The organism is Streptomyces sp. BoleA5 (genome assembly GCF_000373665.1).
In the GTDB taxonomy this organism is placed as follows: Bacteria; Actinomycetota; Actinomycetes; order Streptomycetales; family Streptomycetaceae; genus Actinacidiphila.
This window is the reverse complement of sequence record NZ_KB892096.1, coordinates 163,414-184,527: the sequence shown is the minus strand read 5'-3', so window position 1 is coordinate 184,527 and position 21,114 is coordinate 163,414. Positions and strand designations below refer to the sequence as shown.

Sequence of the window (21,114 nt, the reverse complement as noted above, 5' to 3'; positions counted from 1 at the left end):
CCGAACAGCTCGACCAGGGTCTTGCCGGCCGAGGCCACCGCGTCACGCGGACGCATCGCGGGCTTGGTCTCGACATCGACCACCAGCTTGTCGAAGTCGGTGCGCTGCTCGACACGGGTCGCCTCGACCTTGTAGCTGACCTTGAGCACCGGGCTGTAGATCGAGTCGACCGGAATACGGCCGATCTCCTGGCCCTGCTGCTTGTTCTGCACGGCCGAGACGTAGCCGCGACCGCGCTCGACGGTCAGCTCCATCTCCAGCTTGCCCTTGCCGTTCAGAGTGGCCAGCACCAGATCGGGATTGTGCACCTCGACACCCGCCGGCGGCGCGATGTCGGCGGCGGTGACCACACCCGGACCCTGCTTGCGCAGGTACATCACGACCGGCTCGTCGTGCTCCGAGGAGACGACCAGGGACTTGATGTTCAGGATGAGATCGGTGACGTCCTCCTTGACACCCGGCACGGTCGTGAACTCGTGCAGGACGCCGTCGATCCGGACCGAGGTGACAGCGGCACCCGGAATCGAGGACAGAAGTGTGCGGCGGAGCGAGTTGCCGAGGGTGTATCCGAAGCCCGGCTCCAGCGGCTCGATCACGAACCGGGAGCGGAACTCGTCGACGACCTCTTCGGTCAACGAAGGGCGCTGAGCGATCAGCATGAGGTAATGCCTCCAGTCTTCGGCACCCACTATTTGATGCCGAGGCTTCAAGGGTACGGGCGGTGCGGCACACACTGCGCCGCACCGCCCGGGACCGTGAGCCCTGCTACTTCGAGTAGAGCTCGACGATCAGCTGCTCCTGCACCTGGGTGTCGATCACCGGGCGCTCGGGCAGGTTGTGCACGAGGATCCGCAGACGTGAGGGGATCGCCTCCAGCCAGGCCGGGACGGTCCTCTCGCCGGCCTCCCCCTGAGCCACCTGGAAGGGGGTCAGGTTACGGGAGGACTCGCGGACCTCGACGATGTCGTTCGCGACGACACGGGCCGACGGGATGTCGGTCTTGACGCCGTTCACGAGGAAGTGGCCGTGACGGACCAGCTGCCGCGCATGATCACGCGACTTGGCGAAGCCCGCCCGGTAGACCACGTTGTCCAGCCGGGACTCGAGGATGCGGAGCAGGTTCTCACCGGTCTTGCCGGACCTGCGGTTCGCCTCCACGTAGTACCCGCGGAACTGCTTCTCAAGGACACCGTAGATGCGCGCGCACTTCTGCTTCTCGCGCATCTGCAGGAGGTACTCGCTGTCCTTGGTGCGCCCGCGTCCGTGCTCACCCGGGGGGTAAGGACGGATCTCGATCGGGCACTTTGCGCTCTCGCACTTGCTCCCCTTGAGGAAGAGCTTCTGCTTCTCCCGACGGCAACGCTTGCAGTCGGCCCCGGTGTAACGCGCCATTCCTGTTTGTCTCCTACCTGCTCAGCGGATTGCTGATCAGACGCGCCGGCGCTTCGGCGGGCGGCATCCGTTGTGCGGGGTCGGAGTGACGTCCTGGATCGAGCCGACCTCGAGGCCGGTGGCCTGGAGGGAGCGGATCGCGGTCTCACGGCCGGAGCCGGGGCCCTTGACGAACACATCGACCTTGCGCATGCCGTGCTCCTGCGCGCGACGCGCGGCCGACTCGGCGGCCATCTGCGCGGCGAACGGAGTCGACTTGCGCGAGCCCTTGAAGCCGACGTGGCCGGCGGAGGCCCAGGAGATCACGTTGCCGGACGGGTCCGTGATCGAAACGATGGTGTTGTTGAACGTGCTCTTGATGTGGGCGTGCCCATGAGCGACGTTCTTCTTCTCCTTGCGGCGCACCTTCTTGGCGCCGGCCTGACGGCCCTTCGGAGGCATATGTGGTTACTCCCGGTGGAGGTGGTCGGTCCTACAGCGAAGACCGCTGACGAGCGTCCGCTGAGGACTACTTCTTGCCCGGCTTCTTCTTGCCGGCGATGGCGCGACGCGGGCCCTTGCGGGTGCGCGCGTTGGTGTGGGTCCGCTGGCCGTGGACCGGCAGCCCACGACGGTGGCGCAGGCCCTGGTAGCAGCCGATCTCGACCTTGCGACGGATGTCCGCCTGGATCTCGCGACGGAGGTCACCCTCGGTCTTGATGTTGGCGTCCACGTACTCGCGGATCTTGACCAGGTCCTCTTCGTCCAGGTCGCGGACCCGGGTGTTCGGGTTCACGCCGGTGGCGGCGAGGGTCTGCTGGGCAAGGGTGCGGCCGATGCCGAAGACGTAGGTGAGGGCGACCTCCACACGCTTCTCGCGCGGGATGTCGACACCTGAAACGCGTGCCATTCAATGGCTCCTGTGGTGTCCGGGGGTCTTCCGCAGCACCGTTCCCGACCGCCGTACGAGGTACGGATCAGGTCTCCGGCCCCCGCCGGAGGTGCCGTCAGCCGGAGTGCTCCGGCCGGACGGGTGCTGCGTATGTACATGTGTTGCTCGCGTGGCGCGAAGAACTGCGAGGTGCAGGTCGGCGTACGTCAGCCCTGGCGCTGCTTGTGGCGCAGGTTGTCGCAGATGACCATGACCCGGCCGTGACGGCGGATCACCTTGCACTTGTCACAGATCTTCTTGACGCTCGGCTTGACCTTCATGGAATTCAGGTTCTCCGGGTCGTGAGATCTACTTGTAGCGGTAGACGATCCGTCCGCGCGTGAGGTCGTAGGGCGACAGCTCCACAACGACTCGGTCATCGGGAAGGATGCGGATGTAGTGCATGCGCATCTTGCCACTGATGTGCGCGAGGACCTTGTGACCGTTCTGGAGCTCCACCTTGAACATAGCGTTCGGCAGAGACTCGATCACGGTGCCCTCGATTTCGATGGCGCCTTGCTTCTTGGCCATGTCCTGCTTTCGGGATCGGCTACCTTGATCGGCTTTTGGCATGCCTGAAGGCATGCCTGGGCCGACGTGACAGTCTACGTCAGCCGTTCCTGAAAGACGAATCCGGGGTGTATGCCCGCGAAAGATGATCGATAAGCGGGACGGAGGGGGCGCTCAGGCGAGCGGGTCCGGCGCGGCCGTGATCCCGTACTCCGCCAGCTTGGCCTTGCCGCCGTCGCGGGCGGTCAGGACCAGCGGGCCCTCCTCGGTGAGCGCGACGGAGTGCTCCCAGTGGGAGGACCAGGTGCCGTCGTCGGTCTTGACCGTCCACTCGTCCTCGAGGACGTGGGTGAGCGGAGTGCCGAGGCTGACCATCGGCTCGATGGCCAGGCACATGCCGGGCACCAGGCGCGGGCCCTTGCCCCGCTTGCGCGAGACGTAGTTCAGCAGATGGGGGTCCATGTGCATCTGCGAGCCGATGCCGTGGCCGCCGTACTCCTCGATGATCCCGTACTTGCCGCCGCCGGGCTTCGGCTGCCGGCGGATGTACGTCTCGATGGCACGGGAGATGTCGACCAGCCGGTCGCCCTTGCGGAAGGCGGCGATGCCCGCCCACATGGACTCCTCGGTCACCCGGCTGAGCTCGACGAGCTCCGGAGCGTGACCGCTGCCCACGAAGGCGGTGTAGGCCGCGTCGCCGTGCCAGCCGTCGACGATGGCGCCGCAGTCGATCGAGATGACGTCGCCGTCCTTGAGGACGGTCGCGGTGTCCGGGATGCCGTGGACGACGACGTCGTTCACGGAGGTGCAGATCGTGGCGGGGAAGCCGCCGTAGCCCAGGAAGTTCGGCTTCGCACCGTGGTCGGCGAGCACCTTGCGGGCCACGTCGTCCAGATCCTTGGTGGTGGCCCCGGGGACGGCCGCCTCACGGGTGGCCTCGTGGATCGCCGCGACGACCAGGCCCGCCGCGCGCATCTTCGCGATCTGCTCGGGGGTCTTGATCTCCACCATCGGTCCTGGCCTTCCTTCGTCCCACCGGATACCTCAACGGTACGGCCGCGGGGTCCTGGAGGACACCGCGGCCGCAACGGTCACGCATGTGTTCAGGCGGCGCTGCCGCCCGCGTCCTTCTTCTCGTGCAGCGCGTCCATCGCCCGCTTGGTCACCTCGGCGACCTTGCCCAGGGCCGAGATGGTGCGCACCAGGCCCTGCTGCTTGTAGTAGTCGATGATCGGCTCGGTCTTGCTGTGGTACTCCTCCAGCCGGACCCGCACCTTCTCCTCGGTGTCGTCCGACCGCTGGTACAGCTCACCACCGCACTCGTCGCACACGCCCTCGACCGCCGGAGGCCGGTAGGCCTCGTGGAAGACGTGGCCGCCGTCCTTGCGGCACAGCCGGCGACCGGCGATCCGCTTGACGACCTCCTCCTCGGGGACCTCCAGGTCCAGGACCGCGTCCAGCGCTATCCCGGCCTCGGCGAGGATCTTGTCGAGCGCCTGGGCCTGGCCCACGTTCCGCGGGAAGCCGTCGAGCAGGAAGCCGTTCTCGGCGTCCGGCTGCAGCATGCGGTCCTTGGCCATGCCGATGGTGATCTCGTCGGGGACCAGCCGGCCGGCATCGGTGTACTCCCGGGCCTTGAGGCCCAGCTCCGTGCCCTGGCTGATGTTCGCCCGGAAGAGGTCGCCCGTGGAGATGTGCGGGATCGACAAGTTCCTGGCAAGGTACGCGGCCTGCGTACCCTTGCCGGCCCCGGGAGGCCCGACGAGGACGATGCGCATCAGCGGAGGAACCCTTCGTAGTTACGCTGCTGAAGCTGGCTCTCGATCTGCTTCACGGTCTCCAGGCCGACACCCACGATGATGAGGATGCTCGTCCCGCCGAACGGGAAGTTCTGGTTCGCGTTGAACAGCACCAGCGCCACTGTGGGCACCAGGGCGATCAGACCCAGATACATCGCGCCCGGCCACGTGATGCGGTTGAGCACGTAGCTGAGGTACTCCGCGGTGGGACGACCAGCCCGGATGCCCGGGATGAACCCACCATACTTCTTCATGTTGTCCGCGACTTCTTCGGGGTTGAAGGAGATGGCCACGTAGAAGAAGGCAAAGAAGACAATCAGCAGGAAATACGCGGTGATGTAGATCGGGTGGTCGCCCTTGACCAGGTTGTCCCTGACCCAGTTTGCCCAGGTAGAGGTAGATCCACTGAACTGGACGACCAGTGACGGGATGTACAGGAGCGATGACGCGAAGATGACGGGAATCACACCCGCCTGGTTCACCTTGAGCGGGATGTAGGTGGAGGTTCCACCGTACGAACGACGCCCGATCATGCGCTTCGCGTACTGCACGGGGATACGGCGCTGCGCCTGCTCGACGAAGACGACGAGGGCGACCATCGCCAGACCCACCAGGATGACGGCCCCGAACTCGACCCAGCCGTCCGCGATGTTCCCGGACTTCTTGATCGCCCAGAGGGCACCGGGGAAGCCGGCCGCGATCGACAGGAACATCAGGATCGACATGCCGTTGCCGATGCCGCGGTCGGTGATCAGCTCGCCCAGCCACATGATGAGGGCGGTGCCCGCCGTCATCGTGATGACCATCGTGATCGTGGTGAAGATCGACTGGTCGGGGACGATGTTGAAGCGGTCGGGACACTGCTGGAAGAGGCTGCCGGACCGGGCGGTGGCCACCAGACCGGTGCCCTGCAGGACCGCGAGCGCCACGGTGAGATAACGCGTGTACTGCGTGATCTTCGTCTGGCCGGCCTGGCCCTCCTTCTTGAGGGCTTCCAGGCGCGGGATGACCACGGTGAGCAGCTGCAGGATGATGCTCGCGGTGATGTACGGCATGATGCCGAGCGCGAAGATCGTGAGCTGCAGAAGCGCGCCGCCGCTGAAGAGGTTCACCAGGCCGAAGAGGCCCTGGTTCCCCCCGACCGCCTTGATGCAGGAGTTGACCACCTGGTAGTCGACACCCGGGATCGGGATGTGGGCTCCCAGCCGGAACAGCACCATGATGGCCAGCGTGAACAGCAGCTTCTTGCGCAGGTCGGGCGTCTTGAACGCCCGGGCGAACGCGGTGAGCACGGTGCCTCCTGCGCCCCCCGCTTCTTGGGCGGGAGGTGACGGTGTTGAAAGCTACGAATGGTGGAACTGCAAAACGATGGGGCTGCCTGACCCGCGTCAGCGCACAGGCTCCGCAAGACTAGCCCGGCCCACCTTACCGGCGAGCATCCGTCCCCGGAATGACCAACCGGGGATGCCCCGCACGAAAGTGCGGAACATCCCCGGCCGGATGCGGCATCACTGTCAGACGAGCTCGGTGACCGAGCCGCCCGCGGCGGTGATCTTCTCCTTGGCGGAGCCGGAGACCGCGTCAACGGTCACCTGCAGCGCCACGGAGACCTCGCCGGTGCCGAGCACCTTGACGAGCTGGTTCTTCCGCACGGCACCCTTGGCGACCAGGTCGGCCACCGTGACCTCGCCACCCTCGGGGTAGAGCGCGGCCAGCTTGTCCAGGTTCACGACCTGGAACTCGGTGCGGAACGGGTTCTTGAAGCCCTTCAGCTTCGGGAGGCGCATGTGGAGGGGCATCTGCCCACCCTCGAAGCGCTCCGGAACCTGGTAACGGGCCTTCGTGCCCTTGGTACCACGACCGGCCGTCTTGCCCTTGGAGCCCTCACCACGACCGACACGGGTCTTGGCGGTCTTGGCGCCCGGGGCCGGACGGAGGTTGTGGACCTTCAGCGGAGACTGCTCTCCCATGTCAGTCGACCTCCTCGACCGTGACGAGGTGGCGGACGGTGTGGACCATGCCGCGGATCTCCGGGCGGTCCTCCTTGACCACGACGTCGTTCAGCCGCTTCAGGCCGAGCGAACGTAGGGTGTCACGGTGGTTCTGCTTGCTGCCGATGTAGGACTTGACCTGCGTGACCTTGAGGCGAGCCATCACGCACCCACCCCAGCACGCGCACGCAGCAGAGCGGCCGGAGCCACGTCCTCGAGCGGCAGACCACGACGCGCGGCGATCTCCTCGGGGCGCTGCAGGCCCTTCAGAGCCTCCACCGTGGCGTGCACGATGTTGATCGCGTTGTCGGAGCCGAGCGACTTCGACAGCACGTCGTGGATGCCGGCGCACTCCAGAACGGCGCGCACCGGACCACCGGCGATCACACCCGTACCGGGGGAAGCAGGCTTGAGCAGGACGACGCCCGCGGCCTTCTCGCCCTGGATCGGGTGGGGGATGGTGCCCTGGATACGGGGGACCTTGAAGAAGTGCTTCTTGGCCTCCTCAACGCCCTTGGCGATGGCGGCCGGCACCTCCTTGGCCTTGCCGTAACCGACACCCACGGTGCCGTCACCATCGCCCACCACGACCAGCGCGGTGAAGCTGAAGCGACGACCACCCTTCACAACCTTGGCGACGCGGTTGATCGCGACGACGCGCTCAACGTACGCGGTCTTCTCGGCGGCAGCTGCGCCGCCGTCACGGCCCTTCCGGTCCCGCCGCTCGCCGCCACCGGCACCGCCACCGCGGCGCTGGGGTCCAGCCATTGGATTTACCTCTCTCTGTTTCCGCTAGCTACGGAACCGGCTCAGAAACCGAGCCCGGCTTCGCGGGCGGCGTCGGCCAGGGCAGCGATGCGACCGGCGTACCGGTTGCCACCGCGGTCGAACACAACGGTCCCGACGCCGGCCGCCTTGGCCCGCTCGGCGACCAGCTGGCCGACCTTCTTCGCCTGCTCGGTCTTGTCACCCTCGGCACCCCGGATCGAGGTGTCCAGGTGCGAGGCCGAGGCCAGGGTGTGGCCCTTCAGGTCGTCGATGACCTGCGCCGTGATGCCCCGGTTGGAACGGGTCACGACCAGGCGCGGACGCACCTCGGTGCCCGAGATCCGCTTGCGGACGCGGATGTGGCGACGCTTCTTGGCAGCGCCCTTGTAAGCGTCGCCCTTGGCGATCTTCACGCCGTATGCCATGGCTTACTTACCAGCCTTTCCGACCTTGCGGCGGATGACTTCGCCCTCGTACTTGACGCCCTTGGCCTTGTACGGGTCGGGCTTCCGCAGCTTGCGGATGTTCGCGGCGACCTCGCCGACCTTCTGCTTGTCGATGCCCTCGACCGAGAACTTGGTGGGGCTCTCGACCTTGAAGGAGATGCCCTCCGGGGCCTCGACCAGGATCGGGTGGCTGTAGCCCAGGGCGAACTCCAGGTTGGAGCCCTTCGCCTGGACGCGGTAGCCGACACCGCTGATCTCGAGCTTCTTCACGTAGCCCGCGGTCACGCCGGTGATCATGTTCGCCACCAGCGTGCGGGACAGGCCGTGCAGGGCCTTGTTCATACGCTCGTCGTTCGGACGCGACACCTGAAGGGTGCCGTCCTCGCTCTTGACGATGTCGATCGGCGCGGCAACGGTGTGGGTCAGGGAACCCTTGGGGCCCTTCACCGAGACCGTCCGGCCATCGATGGTGACGTCCACGCCGGCGGGAACCGGGATGGGCAGCCGTCCAATACGCGACATGGCTATACCTCCGTTTCCCGACTACCAGACGTAGGCGAGGACTTCCCCACCCACGCCCTTCTTGTTGGCCTGCTTGTCGGTGAGGAGACCGTGGGAGGTGGAGATGATCGCCACGCCCAGGCCGCCGAGCACCTTCGGCAGGTTGGTGGACTTTGCATAGACCCGCAGACCGGGCTTGCTGATGCGCTTGATGCCGGCGATCGAGCGCTCGCGGTTCGGACCGAACTTCAGGTCGATGGTGAGGTTCTTGCCGACCTCGGCGTCCTCGACCTTCCAGCCCTGGATGTAGCCCTCCTGCTGGAGGATCTCCGCGATGTGCGACTTGATCTTGCTGAACGGCATGGTGACCTCGTCGTGGTACGCGGAGTTCGCGTTCCGCAGACGCGTCAGCATGTCTGCGATCGGGTCAGTCATGGTCATGTGATGGCCTTAGGCCTCTCTCGCCGGGGTTTCCTATATGCGCCATCCCTCTCCCCCATAAGGCTGGGGACGGGTGCGGCGCGGGGACCTACGGCGTAGTAAGACGGTCATGGGCGGCGGGCGCCCAACCCTTCTACCCTACGGTATTCAGGGCTGGGCTCCCGCCACTCATCTGCTTACCGAGAGCCCTGGTGGTCTACCAGGAGCTCTTGGTCACGCCCGGCAGCTCACCGCGGTGCGCCATCTCACGAAGGCACACGCGGCAGAGGCCGAACTTGCGGTACACGGAGTGCGGACGGCCACAGCGCTGGCAGCGCGTGTAGCCACGCACGCCGAACTTGGGCTTGCGGGCGGCCTTCGCGATAAGAGCCTTCTTCGCCACGGCTCACGCCTCCTTGAACGGGAAGCCGAGGTGACGAAGGAGCGCGCGGCCCTCAGCGTCGTTGGTCGCCGTGGTCACCACGGTGATGTCCATACCCCGGGTGCGGTCGATCTTGTCCTGGTCGATCTCGTGGAACATGACCTGCTCCGTGAGACCGAAGGTGTAGTTGCCACGGCCGTCGAACTGCTTCGGCGACAGACCGCGGAAGTCGCGGATGCGCGGGAGCGCGAGCGACAGCAGACGGTCCAGGAACTCCCACATGCGGTCACCGCGGAGGGTGACGTGGGCGCCGATCGGCTGACCCTCACGCAGCTTGAACTGCGCGATGGACTTCCGGGCCTTGGTGACGGCCGGCTTCTGGCCGGTGATCGTGGTGAGGTCGCGGATCGCGCCCTCGATCAGCTTGGAGTCGCGGGCGGCGTCGCCCACACCCATGTTGACCACGATCTTGGTGAGGCCGGGGATCTGCATGACGTTCTCGTACTGGAACTCGTCACGCATCTTGCCCGCGATCTCCTCGCGGTAGCGCGCCTTCAGACGAGGCGAAGTGGTGGCAGTCATCAGATGTCCTCACCCGTCCGCTTGGCAACGCGGATCTTGTTGCCCTCGTCGTCGAAGCGGTAGCCGACGCGAGTCACGACCTTGTTGCCGTCCTTCTCAACGACCAGCTGGACGTTGGAGACGTGGACGGGCGCCTCGGTCGTGATGATGCCGCCGGTCTTCGAACCGCGAGCGGTCTGGCCGGCCTTGGTGTGCTTCTTGACCCGGTTGACACCCTCGACCAGGACACGGTCCTCAGTGGGGTAGGCCGCGATGACCTTGCCCTGCTTGCCCTTGTCCTTACCGGTGATGACCTGGACCAGGTCGCCCTTCTTGATCTTCATCGGTTACAGCACCTCCGGCGCGAGCGAGACGATCTTCATGAACTTCTTCTCGCGCAGCTCCCGGCCCACGGGGCCGAAGATGCGGGTGCCGCGGGGGTCACCGTCGTTCTTGAGGATGACGGCCGCGTTCTCGTCGAAACGAATGTACGAACCGTCGGGACGGCGGCGCTCCTTGACGGTGCGCACGACGACCGCCTTGACGACGTCGCCCTTCTTCACGTTGCCACCGGGGATCGCGTCCTTGACGGTGGCGACGATGACGTCACCGATTCCCGCGTAGCGGCGACCGGAGCCACCGAGCACACGGATGCAAAGGATCTCCTTTGCGCCCGTGTTGTCGGCGACACGAAGTCGCGACTCCTGCTGGATCACGTCTATCTCCTGATCGTCTGCCGGTTCCCTCCGGGGCGGGCCCGGAGAGCCTGGCGGAACCGTCCTGCGGGGAACCCCCCGCAGGAATTACGTGCCGGCCGGGGCCGGGCCGCGCGAACGGGTCGCGCGGCCCGGCCGGCCGAGCGGTGTTACTTGGCCTTCTCGAGGATCTCGACGACGCGCCAGCGCTTGCTCGCGGACAGCGGCCGGGTCTCCATGAGGAGGACACGGTCGCCGACGCCCGCGGCGTTCTGCTCGTCGTGCGCCTTGAGCTTGTTGGTACGGCGGATGACCTTGCCGTACAGGGCGTGCTTCACACGGTCCTCGACGGCGACCACAACGGTCTTGTCCATCTTGTCGCTGACCACGAGGCCCTCACGGGTCTTGCGGTCGCCGCGCTGCTCGCTGCTCTCAGTCACATTCTTCTCGCTCATCAGGCGCTCTCCACCGTCTCGATGCCGAGCTCACGCTCACGCATGAGGGTGTAGATCCGGGCGATGTCCTTGCGGACAACCTTCAGCCGGGAGTTGTTCTCGAGCTGTCCGGTGGCCGCCTGGAAGCGGAGGTTGAACAGCTCCTCCTTGGCCTCACGCAGCTTGCCGACGAGTTCCTCGTCGCCCAGCTGGCGCAGCTCGGTCGCCTTGGTACCGGCCGCCATTACAGCTCACCTGCCTCGCGCCGGACGATCCGGCACTTCATCGGAAGCTTGTGGGCGGCTCGGGTGAGCGCCTCACGCGCAACCTTCTCGTTCGGGAAGGACAGCTCGAACATCACCCGACCGGGCTTGACGTTCGCGACCCACCACTCCGGGGAGCCCTTACCGGAACCCATGCGGGTTTCGGCCGGCTTCTTCGTGAGCGGACGGTCCGGGTAGATGTTGATCCAGACCTTGCCGCCACGGCGGATGTGACGGGTGATGGCGATACGAGCGGACTCGATCTGCCGGTTCGTCACGTACGCGGGGGTGACGGCCTGGATGCCGTACTCACCGAACGCCAGCTCGGTGCCACCCTTGGCCATGCCATCACGCTTCGGGTGGTGCTGCTTACGGTGCTTGACCCGACGGGGGATCAGCATGGGGGTCAGGCCTCCGTTCCGGTGGTCTCCGCGGCCGGAGCCTCAGCGGTGGTCACCTCGGCCTTGGGGGCCTGGGCGTCACCCTGGGGACGACGGCCACGGCCGCCGCGCTCGCCACCGCGGCGCTGCGGACGGTCGTTGCCACCACCACGGGCCGGACGGTTGCCGGCACGGGCGGCGGCGTTGTCGGCGCGGACCTCGGCGATGTTCTTGACATTGCCCTTGTAGATCCACACCTTCACGCCGATGCGGCCGAAGGTCGTACGGGCCTCGAAGAAGCCGTAGTCGACATTGGCGCGCAGGGTGTGCAGCGGGACGCGACCCTCGCGGTAGAACTCCGAGCGGGACATCTCGGCGCCGCCGAGACGGCCACCGCACTGGATCTTGATGCCCTTGGCGCCGGCCTTCATCGTGCTCTGCATCGACTTGCGCATGGCACGACGGAAGGAGACGCGGGAGGACAGCTGCTCGGCGACGGCCTGGGCCACCAGCTGAGCGTCCGTCTCCGGGTTCTTGACCTCGAGGATGTTCAGCTGGACCTGCTTGCCGGTCAGCTTCTCCAGGTCACCGCGGATGCGGTCGGCCTCCGCGCCGCGACGGCCGATGACGATGCCCGGCCGGGCGGTGTGGATGTCGACGCGGACGCGGTCGCGGGTGCGCTCGATCTCGACCTTCGAGATGCCGGCCCGCTCCATGCCCTGCGTCATCATCCGGCGGATGGCGACGTCTTCCTTGACGTAGTCCTTGTACAGCTTGTCGGCGTACCAGCGGGACTTGAAGTCCGTGGTGATGCCGAGGCGGAACCCGTACGGGTTAACCTTCTGGCCCATTACCGGGTTCCTTCCTTGCTGCTGACGACCACGGTGATGTGGCTGGTCCGCTTACGGATCCGGTAGGCACGGCCCTGCGCACGCGGACGGAACCGCTTCAGGGTCGGGCCCTCGTCCACGAACGCCTCGCTGATGTACAGCGACTGGGCGTCGGTGTGGTCGTAGTTGTGCGCGGCGTTGGCAATGGCGCTGTCGAGCACCTTGCCCACCGGCACGCTCGCGGCCTGCGGGGCGAAACGCAGGACCGCCTGAGCCTCCGTGGCACTCATGCCACGGATGAGGTCCACCACGCGGCGGGCCTTCATGGGCGTGACGCGGATGTACCGCGCCTGGGCCCTGGCTTCCATGGTTGTCCCTTCGGTGTCTGTCTGTGTCGTCACTGTTCCGCTCCGCAGGTCAGCGACGACGCGACTTGCGGTCGTCCTTCTCGTGGCCGCGGAAGGTGCGGGTCGGCGCGAACTCGCCGAGCTTGTGGCCGACCATCGACTCGGTGACAAACACCGGGACGTGCTTACGGCCGTCGTGCACCGCGATCGTGTGGCCCAGCATCGCCGGGATGATCATCGAGCGGCGGGACCAGGTCTTGATGACGTTGTGGGTACCGGCCTCGTTCTGAACGTCCACCTTCTTGATCAGGTGGTCGTCGACGAAGGGCCCCTTCTTGAGACTACGCGGCATCTAAACCCGCTCCTAGCGCTTCTTGTTCGTCTTGCGGCGGCGGACGATGTACTTGCTGCTGGCCTTCTTCGGCGAGCGAGTACGACCTTCCTTCTGGCCCCACGGGCTGACCGGGTGGCGACCACCGGAGGTCTTGCCCTCACCACCACCGTGCGGGTGGTCGACGGGGTTCATGGCCACGCCGCGGACGGTCGGGCGGACGCCCTTCCAGCGCATACGGCCGGCCTTGCCCCAGTTGATGTTCGACTGCTCGGCGTTGCCGACCTCGCCGATGGTGGCGCGGCAGCGCGCGTCGACCAGCCGGACTTCACCGGAGGGCATGCGAAGGGTGGCCATGGAGCCCTCCTTCGCCAGCAGCTGCACGGAAGAACCCGCGGAACGGGAGATCTTCGCGCCGCCGCCGGGACGCAGCTCGATGGCGTGGACGGTCGTACCCACCGGGATGTAGCGCAGCGGCAGGTTGTTGCCCGGCTTGATGTCGGCGCCAGGGCCGTTCTCGATCCGGTCACCCTGGCTCAGCTTGGCCGGGGCCAGGATGTAGCGCTTCTCGCCGTCCGCGTAGTGGAGCAGCGCGATGCGCGCGGTGCGGTTGGGGTCGTACTCGATGTGCGCGACCTTGGCCGGCACGCCGTCCTTGTCGTGACGACGGAAGTCGATCACGCGGTAGGCGCGCTTGTGGCCACCGCCCTGGTGGCGAACGGTCACACGACCGGCGTTGTTACGGCCGCCCTTGCTGTGCAGGGGGCGGACCAGCGACTTCTCCGGCGTGGACCGCGTGATCTCGACGAAGTCGGCGACGCTGGAGCCACGACGGCCCGGGGTCGTCGGCTTGTACTTGCGGATACCCATTTCTCAGTCCTCGGAAGATTCCGGACTTCTGAACGTTCCGGCCTCCGTTAGGAGACCGGGCCGCCGAAGATGTCGATGCGGTCGCCCTCAGCGAGGGTCACGATGGCGCGCTTGGTGTCCTTGCGCTTGCCGAAACCGGTCTTGGTGCGCTTGCGCTTACCCTGACGGTTGATCGTGTTGACCCCGGTGACCTTGACCGAGAAGACCGCCTCGACGGCCTGCTTGATCTGGGTCTTGTTGGCACGCGGGTCGACGACGAACGTGTACTTGTTCTCGTCCAGCAGCGCGTAGCTCTTCTCGGAGACCACCGGCTTGACCAGGATGTCACGGTGGTCCGTGAAGGTCTTACTGGTGATCGCGGTCTGCTCGGCCATCAGGCGTCGCTCCCTTCGGTCTCGGCGGCGCCGGAACCGGGGACACCGATGAACCGGTCGAAGGCGGCCTTGGTGAAGACCACGTCGTCGGAGACGAGCACGTCGTACGTGTTCAGCTGGCCGGCCTCCAGGATGTGGACCTGGGGCAGGTTGCGGGCGGAGAGCCACGCGACCTCTTCGGCGCGGTCGGCGACGAGCAGCACGTTCTTGCGGTCGCTGATCTTGCCCAGCAGCGTCTTCGCGGCCTTCGTCGACGGGGCCTCGCCCTCGACGACGCCGGTCACGACGTGGATGCGGTTGTGACGCGCCCGGTCGGTGAGGGCACCGCGCAGGGCGGCGGCCTTCATCTTCTTCGGGGTCCGCTGCGAGTAGTCACGCGGCACGGGACCGTGCACGACGCCACCACCGGCGAACTGCGGGGCGCGGGTCGAACCCTGACGGGCGCGGCCGGTGCCCTTCTGGCGGTACGGCTTCTTGCCGCCACCGCGGACCTCGCCACGCGTCTTGACCTTGTGCGTGCCCTGACGGGCGGCGGCCAGCTGCGCCACGACGACCTGGTGGATCAGCGGGATGCTGACCTTCGCGTCGAAGATCTCGCCCGGGAGCTCAACGGTCCCGGTCTTGTCGCCGGCGGGCGACAGAATGTCAATGGTGCTCATATCCTCAGGCCCCCTTGGCCGCGGTGCGGACCAGGACGAGGCCGCCGTTCGGGCCGGGAACCGCGCCCTTGATGAGCAGCAGGCCCTTCTCCGCGTCAACAGCGTGGACGGTCAGGTTCTGGGTGGTGACCCGCTCGTTGCCCATGCGGCCCGCCATGCGCAGACCCTTGAACACACGGCCCGGGGTGGCGCAGCCACCGATGGAGCCGGGAGAGCGGTGCTTGCGCTGGGTGCCGTGACCGGCGCCGAGGCCCTTGAAGTTGTGACGCTTCATGACACCGGCGAAGCCCTTGCCCTTGCTCTTGCCGGTGACGTCCACCTTCACGCCGGCCTCGAACACCTCGGCGGTGATCTCCTGGCCGAGGGTGTACTCGGCGGCGTCCGCAGTGCGGAGCTCCACCAGGTGGCGGCGGGGGGTCACGTCGGCCTTGGCGAAGTGGCCCTTGAGGGGCTTGTTCACCTTGCGCGGGTCGATCTCGCCGAAGGCGATCTGGACCGACTCGTAACCGTCGACGTCGTTCGTGCGCACCTGGGTCACGACGTTCGGACCGGCCTTGACCACGGTCACCGGGACGACACGGTTGTTCTCGTCCCAGACCTGGGTCATGCCGAGCTTCTCGCCCAGGATGCCCTTGATCTGCTTAGCCATCTGTTCCGCGCCTCTCAGAGCTTGATCTCGATGTCGACGCCGGCCGGAAGGTCCAGGCGCATCAACGAGTCAACGGTCTTGGGCGTCGGGTCGAGGATGTCGATCAGGCGCTTGTGCGTGCGCATCTCGAAGTGCTCGCGCGAGTCCTTGTACTTGTGCGGCGACTTGATGACGCAGTACACGTTCTTCTCAGTGGGCAGCGGCACCGGGCCCGCGACCTGCGCACCAGTACGCGTCACCGTCTCGACGATCTTCTTCGCCGAGGAGTCGATGACCTCGTGGTCGTAGGCCTTGAGCCGGATGCGGATCTTCTGTCCCGCCATGGCTACTTCGTAGTCCTGTCTGCTAGTGAACGCTCTGGAACTCGGTGGTTCGACCGTCTTCTCCGACCCACGCGGTCGGGCGTGTCGCTTCCCTTCCCTTAAATCTCCGCATGGCGGAGACCCTCAGGGAGGGGATACGTGGGAGAAGACACCCACCGAGCGCCTGGCGAGCACCCCGCTGACGCTTCCCGGAAGATTCCCGTACGTCCGCCACCCCGCCTGGGGCGGAGAGTGGCGACGAGTACTGTGGGACTCGCTTCCGGTCCTCCCGACGGGAGGCGCGCAGCATCGGCACTCGACCGAGCAACCCGGCTAGTCTGCCATACCGGACGGGCCGGACGCCAATCGGGGCGCAGTACCTTACCCCCCGGCCCCGCTCCCCCAAACCCGGGTCAGAGTCCGGATGTGTACACCAGCAGCCGCGGGGTGCCGGTTGGGGCGTCCACGGGGACACCGGGGGTGGCGTTGGCGAGCAGCCAGGAGGCGAGGAAGGGCGTGTCGGCGTCCCCGTACGTGTCCTTGTAGAGCGCCGCCACTCCCGTGACGTGCGGGGCGGCCATCGAGGTGCCGCTCATGCGGACCAGACCGCCGCCCATGGCCGCTGAGGTGATCCCCGTCCCCGGGGCGCTGATGTCCACGCAGCCGCCCCAGTTGCTGAAGGACGCCTTGCGGTCCGACTCGTCGATCGCGGCCACCGTGAACGCGCCCGGCGCGCCGGCCGGGGAGACCCCGCAGGCGTCCTCGTCGGAGTTGCCCGCGGCGACGACCGGGAAGACCCCTGCGGCCGCCAGCCCCTCCACCGCGCGGTCGGCCGCGTCGCTGTGGGCGCCGCCGGTCGACAGGTTGGCGACCGCGGGACGCACCGCGTGGGCCGCCACCCAGTTCATCCCGGCGACCACCGTGGCCACCGACCCGCGGCCGTCGCAGCCCAGCACCCGCACCGAGACCAGCTTCGTGGCCCTGGCGACCCCGGTGGTGGCGCCGCCGACGGTACCCGCGACGTGCGTGCCGTGGCCGTTGCAGTCGGCGCCGTCCCGGCCGTCCTCCACCGCGTCGAACCCGGGCGCCGCCCGCCCGCCGAACTCGGCGTGCCCGAAGTCGATACCGGTGTCGATGACATACGAGGTGACCTTGGCGCCCGTCGCCCGCACACCGAGGGCCGCGCCGTCGCGGGCCCGGCTGCCGATGCGGGCCAGGCCCCAGGACGCCCCGGCGGCGGCCGCCGCCGTCTGCGCGGCCGGCTTCGGTGCCGCGACCTCGGCGTCCTGCTCCACGGCCTCCACCCCGGGCACCGCGCGCAGCCGCGTGACCTGTCCGTCCGTCAGCCGGGCGGCGAAGCCCACCAGCGCGCTGGTGTACGTGAACATCGCCCGCGCCTCGACGCTGCGCAGCACCGTGCCCGGGTCCGTGCCCGGTCGCAGCATCACCAGGTACTGCCCGGTGATGCCGCCCTGCGCCGCCATCCTCAGCGGGGCCCCCGGCGGCTCCGGTGCCGCGACGGCCCCGCCGAGGGCGGGCAGGACGGCCGTCAGGGCGGCGGCGGCGACCACTGCCCGGCGCTGGGACAGGCGCATGGCGGGCTCCTCGGGGACTCGTACGGGTGTGCACCGAACGTCACAAGTCGTAACACCGAGTGCTCACGCCCTGCTCGCGCAGTGCGCCGATCGGGCGAGCGGGCACGTCGGTCCGTCGACGCCGCCATCGGGGCGGTTTGCCTCTCGGTGACGTGCGCGCGTCGCCCGAGTGGCGCACGCCGCAACGGCGCGCGGCAACCTCCCGGGCGCAACGGCCCTCTAGCGTGGCGTGAAGATCGTTCCCACCCGCCGGCGCTTCCTCTCCGTCCTCGCCGCCGGCACCGCGACGGTCGCCGTGGGCGGCTGCTCCCGGACAGGCGGCGCGGCCACCGGCCCGGAGCCGGCGCCCGCTCCCCTGGCGTTCCGGAGCACGGCCGGCGGAGCGCGGCTGCTCCAGGTGCTGGCGCATCCCGACGACGAGCTGTACTTCATGAACCCGGACACCGTGCAGCTCGTCGAGGCGGGCGTCCCCGTGGTGTCGGTGTACGTCACCGCGGGCGAGGCGCTCGGCGTCAACCGCCCGCCGGGGCGCCCGCGTCCGGCTCCCGACAAGGCCGCCTACTCCGCCGCCCGCCACCAGGGACTGCGGCAGGCGTACGCGGCGATGCTCGGCACCGACATCTTCACGCCCTGGCGGCGCGGCACCACGCGGCTGGCCCACGGCATGTCCGCCGAGGTCGACGAGCTGCGCGTGGGCGACCGCGAGGCGGTGCTGGTCTTCCTCAACCTCGCCATGCACGGCACGACCGCCAGGGTCGGGCTGCCGCAGTTGTGGCAGCTGCCCGGCATGACGCTGCCGACCTTCGCCTCCGCCGGCTCGCCCAACACCGCCACGGACACCTACACGCACGAGGTCCTGGTGGACGTGCTCGCCGGGCTGCTGGAGCGCTACCGGCCGACCGTCGTCCACACCCTCGACCCCGATCCGGACCTGGAGGCCAACCAGGTCACCCGGCGGCGGGACATCGAGCAGCTGGGCTACAGCGACCACTGGGACCACACGGCGACCGCGCTCTTCGCCTGGAAGGCCATCGCCCGCCACGCCGACACCGTGGCCCGCAGCGAGGGCGTCGCGCCCGCCTTCCTGACGACGGCCTACCGCGGCTACTACAACCGCCACTGGCCCCACAACCTGCCGCCCGCGCTGCTGCGCCGCAAGGCCGGCTACCTCGCCCCGTACGGCGGCGCCCCCGACTGGCCGTGCGGCGATCCCTCCGGCTGCGGCGACTACCCGGTCGGCATGGGCAGACCGCTCACCAACCGCAAGGGCTGGGTGCGCAGCACCCATTACCGTCACCCCGGCACCCGCCTCGTCCCGGGGACCGACGCCCAGGGGCGGCTGGTGGCCCACGGCGTGCTCGGCACGCGCGCGGTGCGCTGGCGGGAGACGGTCCCCGGCAGCGGACGCTGGGGCCCGCCGCGGGACCTGGGCGGCGGGCCGCTCGCCCCCGCGCTGAGTGTCGTCGCCGACCCGGCAGGCGGCGGGCCGCTGCTGTTCGCGCTGCGGTTCGCCTCCCTGGGCAGCGACCGGGCGGCGAACACCAGGGACGTGGTGGTGCTGGAGAAGGGCCGCGACTGGCAGGGGCTCGGCTCCCCCGAGGACGACCCGGACCGGGGGCGCAGGATCGGCGTGCCCGTCGCGGTGGCCGCCCCGGACGGCCGGGTGCACCTGTTCGTACGCAACGCCGCCAAGGGCCTCAGCACCCGCGTACGGGAGCCCGACGGCATCTGGGGCGGCTGGCAGGACCTCGGCGGCGGCGAGGTCCAGGACGGGCTGAGCGCGGTCGTGGACCGCGACGCACGGGTCCATGTGTTCGCCGCGGGGCGGACGGCCGTACACCACTGGTCCCAGGACGCGCCGGGCCGGCCGTTCACCTGGCGCGCGCTGACCGCACTTCCGGTCCCGGCCGATCCCCCCGCCGCCGCGGCGGAGCCCGACGGCTCGCTGTCACTGGTCTACCGGCCGCCCGCGAGCGACGAACTCGTCGTCCACCGGCTCGGCGCCGTCCGTGCGGCGGCCGGACCGGACCGGCCGCGGACCTTCGACGGCTACGGCCCGATCGCCCAGGCCCACGGCCTGCTCGCCGGCCGCGCCGCCGACGGCGCCGTCCGCGTGGCCGGTCTCGCCCAACCGGCCGGCGCGCTGCGCCCCGGCACCCCCGGATACGGCTTCCCGGCCCTGCACGCCCGCCCCGGCGCCCGGCCGGCCGTCGCGGGGTTCGGGGCGGACGCGTCCCCCTGGATCTGGCGGCCGGAACTGCGCACCCCGGTCTAGGCCCCGGCCCAAGGACAACGGGTCCCGGGACAACGGGTCCCGGGACAACGGGTCCCGGGACAACGGGTCCCGGGACAACGGCGAGGGCCCCGGCCCACCGCTCACGCGGTGGGCCGGGGCCCTCGTGCAACTCGCCTACGGCAAGCGGCAGATCGCCGGGATCCTTACTTCAGGATCTTGGTGACCTGGCCGGCGCCGACGGTCCGGCCACCCTCGCGGATGGCGAACTTCAGGCCCTCCTCCATGGCGATCGGCTGGATCAGCGCGACCGTCATGGCGGTGTTGTCGCCCGGCATGACCATCTCGGTGCCCTCGGGGAGGGTCACGACGCCGGTCACGTCCGTGGTACGGAAGTAGAACTGCGGGCGGTAGTTGTTGAAGAACGGGGTGTGACGACCACCCTCGTCCTTCGACAGGATGTAGGCCTGGGCCTCGAAGTCGGTGTGCGGCGTGACCGTACCCGGCTTGATGATGACCTGGCCGCGCTCGACGTCCTCGCGCTTGATGCCGCGGAGCAGCAGACCGACGTTCTCACCGGCCTGGCCCTCGTCGAGCAGCTTGCGGAACATCTCGATACCGGTGACCGTGGTGGTGGTCTTCTCGGTCTTGATGCCGATGATGTCGACGGTCTCGTTGACCTTGAGGATACCGCGCTCGATACGACCGGTGACGACGGTGCCACGACCGGTGATCGTGAAGACGTCCTCGATCGGCATCAGGAACGGCTTGTCGACGTCGCGCTCGGGGGTGGGGACGGACTCGTCCACGGCCTTCATCAGACCGAGGAGCTTCTCGCCCCACTCCTTGTCGCCCTCCAGCGCCTTCAGCGCGGAGACGCGGACGACCGGCAGGTCGTCGCCCGGGAACTCGTACTCGGAGAGCAGCTCACGGACCTCGAGCTCGACGAGCTCCAGGATCTCCTCGTCGTCGACCATGTCGGCCTTGTTCAGCGCGACGACGATGTAGGGAACGCCGACCTGGCGGGCCAGGAGCACGTGCTCCTTGGTCTGCGGCATCGGACCGTCGGTGGCGGCGACCACGAGGATGGCGCCGTCCATCTGCGCGGCACCGGTGATCATGTTCTTGATGTAGTCCGCGTGACCCGGGCAGTCGACGTGCGCGTAGTGGCGCGCGTCGGTCTGGTACTCGACGTGCGCGATGGAGATGGTGATACCGCGCTGACGCTCCTCCGGCGCCTTGTCGATCTGGTCGAACGGCGTGAAGGGGTTCAGGTCCGGGTACGCGTCGTGCAGCACCTTGGTGATCGCAGCGGTAAGAGTGGTCTTACCGTGGTCGATGTGACCGATGGTGCCGATGTTGACGTGCGGCTTAGTCCGCTCGAACTTCGCCTTCGCCACTGGGGTCCTCCTGGGGAGTTGCTGTACGCCTTACTTCATCGGCGCCAGGGTGATCTTTGCTGGGTTACGGGC

General features: G+C 68.1%; 33 protein-coding genes. 1 reads left to right on the top strand and 32 read right to left on the bottom strand.

Annotation, left to right across the window (positions count from 1 at the left end):
- The 31 genes from B085_RS0112450 to B085_RS0112300 all read right to left on the bottom strand — a co-directional run.
- Window positions 1-659 (bottom strand): DNA-directed RNA polymerase subunit alpha (locus B085_RS0112450; RefSeq protein ID WP_018558892.1); only part of this gene is annotated, 659 nt, incomplete at its 3' end.
- A 106-nt stretch (window positions 660-765) separates the two neighbouring features.
- Entirely contained in the window at window positions 766-1,392 is a 627-nt protein-coding gene (gene rpsD / locus B085_RS0112445; RefSeq protein WP_018558891.1) for a 30S ribosomal protein S4, read from the bottom strand.
- A gap of 36 nt (window positions 1,393-1,428) precedes the next feature.
- Window positions 1,429-1,833 carry a 30S ribosomal protein S11 gene (gene rpsK, locus B085_RS0112440; RefSeq protein WP_018558890.1) on the bottom strand — a complete coding sequence of 135 codons (405 nt, stop codon included), beginning with the start codon at window positions 1,831-1,833 and terminating at the stop codon, window positions 1,429-1,431.
- Between the two features lie 67 nt (window positions 1,834-1,900).
- Complete coding sequence (gene rpsM, locus B085_RS0112435; RefSeq protein ID WP_018558889.1) at window positions 1,901-2,281, bottom strand: 30S ribosomal protein S13; 381 nt, start codon at window positions 2,279-2,281, stop codon at window positions 1,901-1,903.
- A gap of 188 nt (window positions 2,282-2,469) precedes the next feature.
- Complete coding sequence (gene rpmJ, locus B085_RS0112430; RefSeq protein WP_003956441.1) at window positions 2,470-2,583, bottom strand: 50S ribosomal protein L36; 114 nt, start codon at window positions 2,581-2,583, stop codon at window positions 2,470-2,472.
- 28 nt (window positions 2,584-2,611) lie between these two features.
- Window positions 2,612-2,833 carry a translation initiation factor IF-1 gene (gene infA / locus B085_RS0112425; RefSeq protein ID WP_003956442.1) on the bottom strand — a complete coding sequence of 74 codons (222 nt, stop codon included), beginning with the start codon at window positions 2,831-2,833 and terminating at the stop codon, window positions 2,612-2,614.
- Between the two features lie 153 nt (window positions 2,834-2,986).
- Window positions 2,987-3,823: a type I methionyl aminopeptidase gene (gene map / locus B085_RS0112420; RefSeq protein WP_018558888.1), complete on the bottom strand. Its 837-nt coding sequence runs from the start codon at window positions 3,821-3,823 to the stop codon at window positions 2,987-2,989.
- Between the two features lie 92 nt (window positions 3,824-3,915).
- Entirely contained in the window at window positions 3,916-4,590 is a 675-nt protein-coding gene (locus B085_RS0112415; protein WP_018558887.1) for an adenylate kinase, read from the bottom strand.
- Window positions 4,590-5,903 carry a preprotein translocase subunit SecY gene (gene secY / locus B085_RS0112410; RefSeq protein ID WP_018558886.1) on the bottom strand — a complete coding sequence of 438 codons (1,314 nt, stop codon included), beginning with the start codon at window positions 5,901-5,903 and terminating at the stop codon, window positions 4,590-4,592. The genes B085_RS0112415 and secY overlap by 1 nt, the downstream gene beginning before the upstream one ends.
- Before the next feature lie 222 nt (window positions 5,904-6,125).
- Complete coding sequence (gene rplO / locus B085_RS0112405) at window positions 6,126-6,581, bottom strand: 50S ribosomal protein L15 (RefSeq protein ID WP_018558885.1); 456 nt, start codon at window positions 6,579-6,581, stop codon at window positions 6,126-6,128.
- Window position 6,582: 1 nt separating this feature from the next.
- A complete protein-coding gene (gene rpmD / locus B085_RS0112400; RefSeq protein ID WP_018558884.1) occupies window positions 6,583-6,765 on the bottom strand; it encodes a 50S ribosomal protein L30 in 183 nt (60 codons plus the stop codon).
- Window positions 6,765-7,370 (bottom strand): 30S ribosomal protein S5, encoded by a 606-nt coding sequence (gene rpsE / locus B085_RS0112395; protein ID WP_003998815.1) that lies wholly within the window; start codon window positions 7,368-7,370, stop codon window positions 6,765-6,767. The genes rpmD and rpsE overlap by 1 nt, the downstream gene beginning before the upstream one ends.
- A 41-nt stretch (window positions 7,371-7,411) precedes the next feature.
- Entirely contained in the window at window positions 7,412-7,795 is a 384-nt protein-coding gene (gene rplR / locus B085_RS0112390) for a 50S ribosomal protein L18 (RefSeq protein WP_018558883.1), read from the bottom strand.
- 3 nt (window positions 7,796-7,798) lie between these two features.
- On the bottom strand, window positions 7,799-8,338 hold the full coding sequence (gene rplF / locus B085_RS0112385) for a 50S ribosomal protein L6 (RefSeq protein WP_018558882.1): 540 nt from the start codon (window positions 8,336-8,338) through the stop codon (window positions 7,799-7,801).
- Between the two features lie 21 nt (window positions 8,339-8,359).
- Window positions 8,360-8,758: a 30S ribosomal protein S8 gene (gene rpsH, locus B085_RS0112380; protein ID WP_018558881.1), complete on the bottom strand. Its 399-nt coding sequence runs from the start codon at window positions 8,756-8,758 to the stop codon at window positions 8,360-8,362.
- A 196-nt stretch (window positions 8,759-8,954) separates the two neighbouring features.
- Window positions 8,955-9,140 carry a type Z 30S ribosomal protein S14 gene (locus B085_RS0112375; protein ID WP_003948630.1) on the bottom strand — a complete coding sequence of 62 codons (186 nt, stop codon included), beginning with the start codon at window positions 9,138-9,140 and terminating at the stop codon, window positions 8,955-8,957.
- Between the two features lie 3 nt (window positions 9,141-9,143).
- Window positions 9,144-9,701, bottom strand: a complete 558-nt coding sequence (rplE, locus tag B085_RS0112370; protein ID WP_018558880.1) for a 50S ribosomal protein L5 — start codon at window positions 9,699-9,701, stop codon at window positions 9,144-9,146.
- A complete protein-coding gene (gene rplX / locus B085_RS0112365; protein WP_018558879.1) occupies window positions 9,701-10,024 on the bottom strand; it encodes a 50S ribosomal protein L24 in 324 nt (107 codons plus the stop codon). Before rplX ends, rplE begins: the two co-directional genes overlap by 1 nt.
- Before the next feature lie 3 nt (window positions 10,025-10,027).
- Complete coding sequence (rplN, locus tag B085_RS0112360) at window positions 10,028-10,396, bottom strand: 50S ribosomal protein L14 (RefSeq protein WP_004946682.1); 369 nt, start codon at window positions 10,394-10,396, stop codon at window positions 10,028-10,030.
- Between the two features lie 149 nt (window positions 10,397-10,545).
- A complete protein-coding gene (rpsQ, locus tag B085_RS0112355; RefSeq protein WP_018558878.1) occupies window positions 10,546-10,830 on the bottom strand; it encodes a 30S ribosomal protein S17 in 285 nt (94 codons plus the stop codon).
- Entirely contained in the window at window positions 10,830-11,054 is a 225-nt protein-coding gene (rpmC, locus tag B085_RS0112350; RefSeq protein ID WP_018558877.1) for a 50S ribosomal protein L29, read from the bottom strand. Before rpmC ends, rpsQ begins: the two co-directional genes overlap by 1 nt.
- Complete coding sequence (rplP, locus tag B085_RS0112345) at window positions 11,054-11,473, bottom strand: 50S ribosomal protein L16 (RefSeq protein WP_018558876.1); 420 nt, start codon at window positions 11,471-11,473, stop codon at window positions 11,054-11,056. The genes rpmC and rplP overlap by 1 nt, the downstream gene beginning before the upstream one ends.
- A 5-nt stretch (window positions 11,474-11,478) precedes the next feature.
- Window positions 11,479-12,303: a 30S ribosomal protein S3 gene (gene rpsC, locus B085_RS0112340; protein WP_018558875.1), complete on the bottom strand. Its 825-nt coding sequence runs from the start codon at window positions 12,301-12,303 to the stop codon at window positions 11,479-11,481.
- Entirely contained in the window at window positions 12,303-12,650 is a 348-nt protein-coding gene (gene rplV / locus B085_RS0112335) for a 50S ribosomal protein L22 (RefSeq protein WP_018558874.1), read from the bottom strand. The genes rpsC and rplV overlap by 1 nt, the downstream gene beginning before the upstream one ends.
- Window positions 12,651-12,699: 49 nt before the next feature.
- Window positions 12,700-12,981 carry a 30S ribosomal protein S19 gene (gene rpsS / locus B085_RS0112330; RefSeq protein ID WP_018558873.1) on the bottom strand — a complete coding sequence of 94 codons (282 nt, stop codon included), beginning with the start codon at window positions 12,979-12,981 and terminating at the stop codon, window positions 12,700-12,702.
- Window positions 12,982-12,993: 12 nt separating this feature from the next.
- Window positions 12,994-13,830 (bottom strand): 50S ribosomal protein L2, encoded by an 837-nt coding sequence (gene rplB, locus B085_RS0112325; protein ID WP_018558872.1) that lies wholly within the window; start codon window positions 13,828-13,830, stop codon window positions 12,994-12,996.
- A gap of 47 nt (window positions 13,831-13,877) precedes the next feature.
- Window positions 13,878-14,204, bottom strand: coding sequence for a 50S ribosomal protein L23 (rplW, locus tag B085_RS0112320; protein ID WP_018558871.1), 327 nt, complete (start codon window positions 14,202-14,204; stop codon window positions 13,878-13,880).
- A complete protein-coding gene (gene rplD / locus B085_RS0112315; protein WP_018558870.1) occupies window positions 14,204-14,863 on the bottom strand; it encodes a 50S ribosomal protein L4 in 660 nt (219 codons plus the stop codon). The genes rplW and rplD overlap by 1 nt, the downstream gene beginning before the upstream one ends.
- 4 nt (window positions 14,864-14,867) lie before the next feature.
- On the bottom strand, window positions 14,868-15,512 hold the full coding sequence (gene rplC / locus B085_RS0112310; RefSeq protein ID WP_018558869.1) for a 50S ribosomal protein L3: 645 nt from the start codon (window positions 15,510-15,512) through the stop codon (window positions 14,868-14,870).
- Window positions 15,513-15,526: 14 nt separating this feature from the next.
- Window positions 15,527-15,835 (bottom strand): 30S ribosomal protein S10, encoded by a 309-nt coding sequence (gene rpsJ / locus B085_RS0112305; RefSeq protein WP_014144312.1) that lies wholly within the window; start codon window positions 15,833-15,835, stop codon window positions 15,527-15,529.
- Between the two features lie 392 nt (window positions 15,836-16,227).
- Entirely contained in the window at window positions 16,228-17,409 is a 1,182-nt protein-coding gene (locus B085_RS0112300; RefSeq protein WP_018558868.1) for a S8 family peptidase, read from the bottom strand.
- A gap of 229 nt (window positions 17,410-17,638) precedes the next feature.
- On the opposite strand from B085_RS0112300, the gene B085_RS0112295 reads away from it, so the two are divergent.
- Complete coding sequence (locus B085_RS0112295; RefSeq protein WP_018558867.1) at window positions 17,639-19,684, top strand: PIG-L family deacetylase; 2,046 nt, start codon at window positions 17,639-17,641, stop codon at window positions 19,682-19,684.
- Window positions 19,685-19,848: 164 nt separating this feature from the next.
- On the opposite strand, the gene tuf is transcribed toward B085_RS0112295, so the two are convergent.
- Window positions 19,849-21,042, bottom strand: a complete 1,194-nt coding sequence (gene tuf, locus B085_RS0112290) for an elongation factor Tu (RefSeq protein WP_018558866.1) — start codon at window positions 21,040-21,042, stop codon at window positions 19,849-19,851.
- Window positions 21,043-21,114: the final 72 nt, after the last annotated feature.

What these genes read in the sequence shown, in the direction of transcription:
- rplB (WP_018558872.1), bottom strand. Translation starts at nt 13,830, where the DNA reads ATGGGTATCCGCAAGTACAAGCCGACGACCCCGGGCCGTCGTGGCTCC.
- B085_RS0112415 (WP_018558887.1), bottom strand. Translation starts at nt 4,590, where the DNA reads ATGCGCATCGTCCTCGTCGGGCCTCCCGGGGCCGGCAAGGGTACGCAG.
- rplO (WP_018558885.1), bottom strand. Translation starts at nt 6,581, where the DNA reads ATGGGAGAGCAGTCTCCGCTGAAGGTCCACAACCTCCGTCCGGCCCCG.
- rplX (WP_018558879.1), bottom strand. Translation starts at nt 10,024, where the DNA reads ATGAAGATCAAGAAGGGCGACCTGGTCCAGGTCATCACCGGTAAGGAC.
- rplC (WP_018558869.1), bottom strand. Translation starts at nt 15,512, where the DNA reads ATGGCTAAGCAGATCAAGGGCATCCTGGGCGAGAAGCTCGGCATGACC.
- infA (WP_003956442.1), bottom strand. Translation starts at nt 2,833, where the DNA reads ATGGCCAAGAAGCAAGGCGCCATCGAAATCGAGGGCACCGTGATCGAG.
- rplW (WP_018558871.1), bottom strand. Translation starts at nt 14,204, where the DNA reads ATGGCCGAGCAGACCGCGATCACCAGTAAGACCTTCACGGACCACCGT.
- rpsH (WP_018558881.1), bottom strand. Translation starts at nt 8,758, where the DNA reads ATGACCATGACTGACCCGATCGCAGACATGCTGACGCGTCTGCGGAAC.
- rpmC (WP_018558877.1), bottom strand. Translation starts at nt 11,054, where the DNA reads ATGGCGGCCGGTACCAAGGCGACCGAGCTGCGCCAGCTGGGCGACGAG.
- map (WP_018558888.1), bottom strand. Translation starts at nt 3,823, where the DNA reads ATGGTGGAGATCAAGACCCCCGAGCAGATCGCGAAGATGCGCGCGGCG.
- rpmJ (WP_003956441.1), bottom strand. Translation starts at nt 2,583, where the DNA reads ATGAAGGTCAAGCCGAGCGTCAAGAAGATCTGTGACAAGTGCAAGGTG.
- rpsK (WP_018558890.1), bottom strand. Translation starts at nt 1,833, where the DNA reads ATGCCTCCGAAGGGCCGTCAGGCCGGCGCCAAGAAGGTGCGCCGCAAG.
- rpmD (WP_018558884.1), bottom strand. Translation starts at nt 6,765, where the DNA reads ATGGCTCGCCTCAAGGTCACGCAGGTCAAGTCCTACATCGGCAGCAAG.
- rpsM (WP_018558889.1), bottom strand. Translation starts at nt 2,281, where the DNA reads ATGGCACGCGTTTCAGGTGTCGACATCCCGCGCGAGAAGCGTGTGGAG.
- rplD (WP_018558870.1), bottom strand. Translation starts at nt 14,863, where the DNA reads ATGAGCACCATTGACATTCTGTCGCCCGCCGGCGACAAGACCGGGACC.
- rpsS (WP_018558873.1), bottom strand. Translation starts at nt 12,981, where the DNA reads ATGCCGCGTAGTCTCAAGAAGGGGCCCTTCGTCGACGACCACCTGATC.
- rplE (WP_018558880.1), bottom strand. Translation starts at nt 9,701, where the DNA reads ATGACTGCCACCACTTCGCCTCGTCTGAAGGCGCGCTACCGCGAGGAG.
- rpsC (WP_018558875.1), bottom strand. Translation starts at nt 12,303, where the DNA reads ATGGGCCAGAAGGTTAACCCGTACGGGTTCCGCCTCGGCATCACCACG.
- rplP (WP_018558876.1), bottom strand. Translation starts at nt 11,473, where the DNA reads ATGCTGATCCCCCGTCGGGTCAAGCACCGTAAGCAGCACCACCCGAAG.
- rplV (WP_018558874.1), bottom strand. Translation starts at nt 12,650, where the DNA reads ATGGAAGCCAGGGCCCAGGCGCGGTACATCCGCGTCACGCCCATGAAG.
- B085_RS0112300 (WP_018558868.1), bottom strand. Translation starts at nt 17,409, where the DNA reads ATGCGCCTGTCCCAGCGCCGGGCAGTGGTCGCCGCCGCCGCCCTGACG.
- rpsD (WP_018558891.1), bottom strand. Translation starts at nt 1,392, where the DNA reads ATGGCGCGTTACACCGGGGCCGACTGCAAGCGTTGCCGTCGGGAGAAG.
- rpsE (WP_003998815.1), bottom strand. Translation starts at nt 7,370, where the DNA reads ATGGCTGGACCCCAGCGCCGCGGTGGCGGTGCCGGTGGCGGCGAGCGG.
- rplR (WP_018558883.1), bottom strand. Translation starts at nt 7,795, where the DNA reads ATGGCATACGGCGTGAAGATCGCCAAGGGCGACGCTTACAAGGGCGCT.
- rpsQ (WP_018558878.1), bottom strand. Translation starts at nt 10,830, where the DNA reads ATGAGCGAGAAGAATGTGACTGAGAGCAGCGAGCAGCGCGGCGACCGC.
- rplF (WP_018558882.1), bottom strand. Translation starts at nt 8,338, where the DNA reads ATGTCGCGTATTGGACGGCTGCCCATCCCGGTTCCCGCCGGCGTGGAC.
- rpsJ (WP_014144312.1), bottom strand. Translation starts at nt 15,835, where the DNA reads ATGGCGGGACAGAAGATCCGCATCCGGCTCAAGGCCTACGACCACGAG.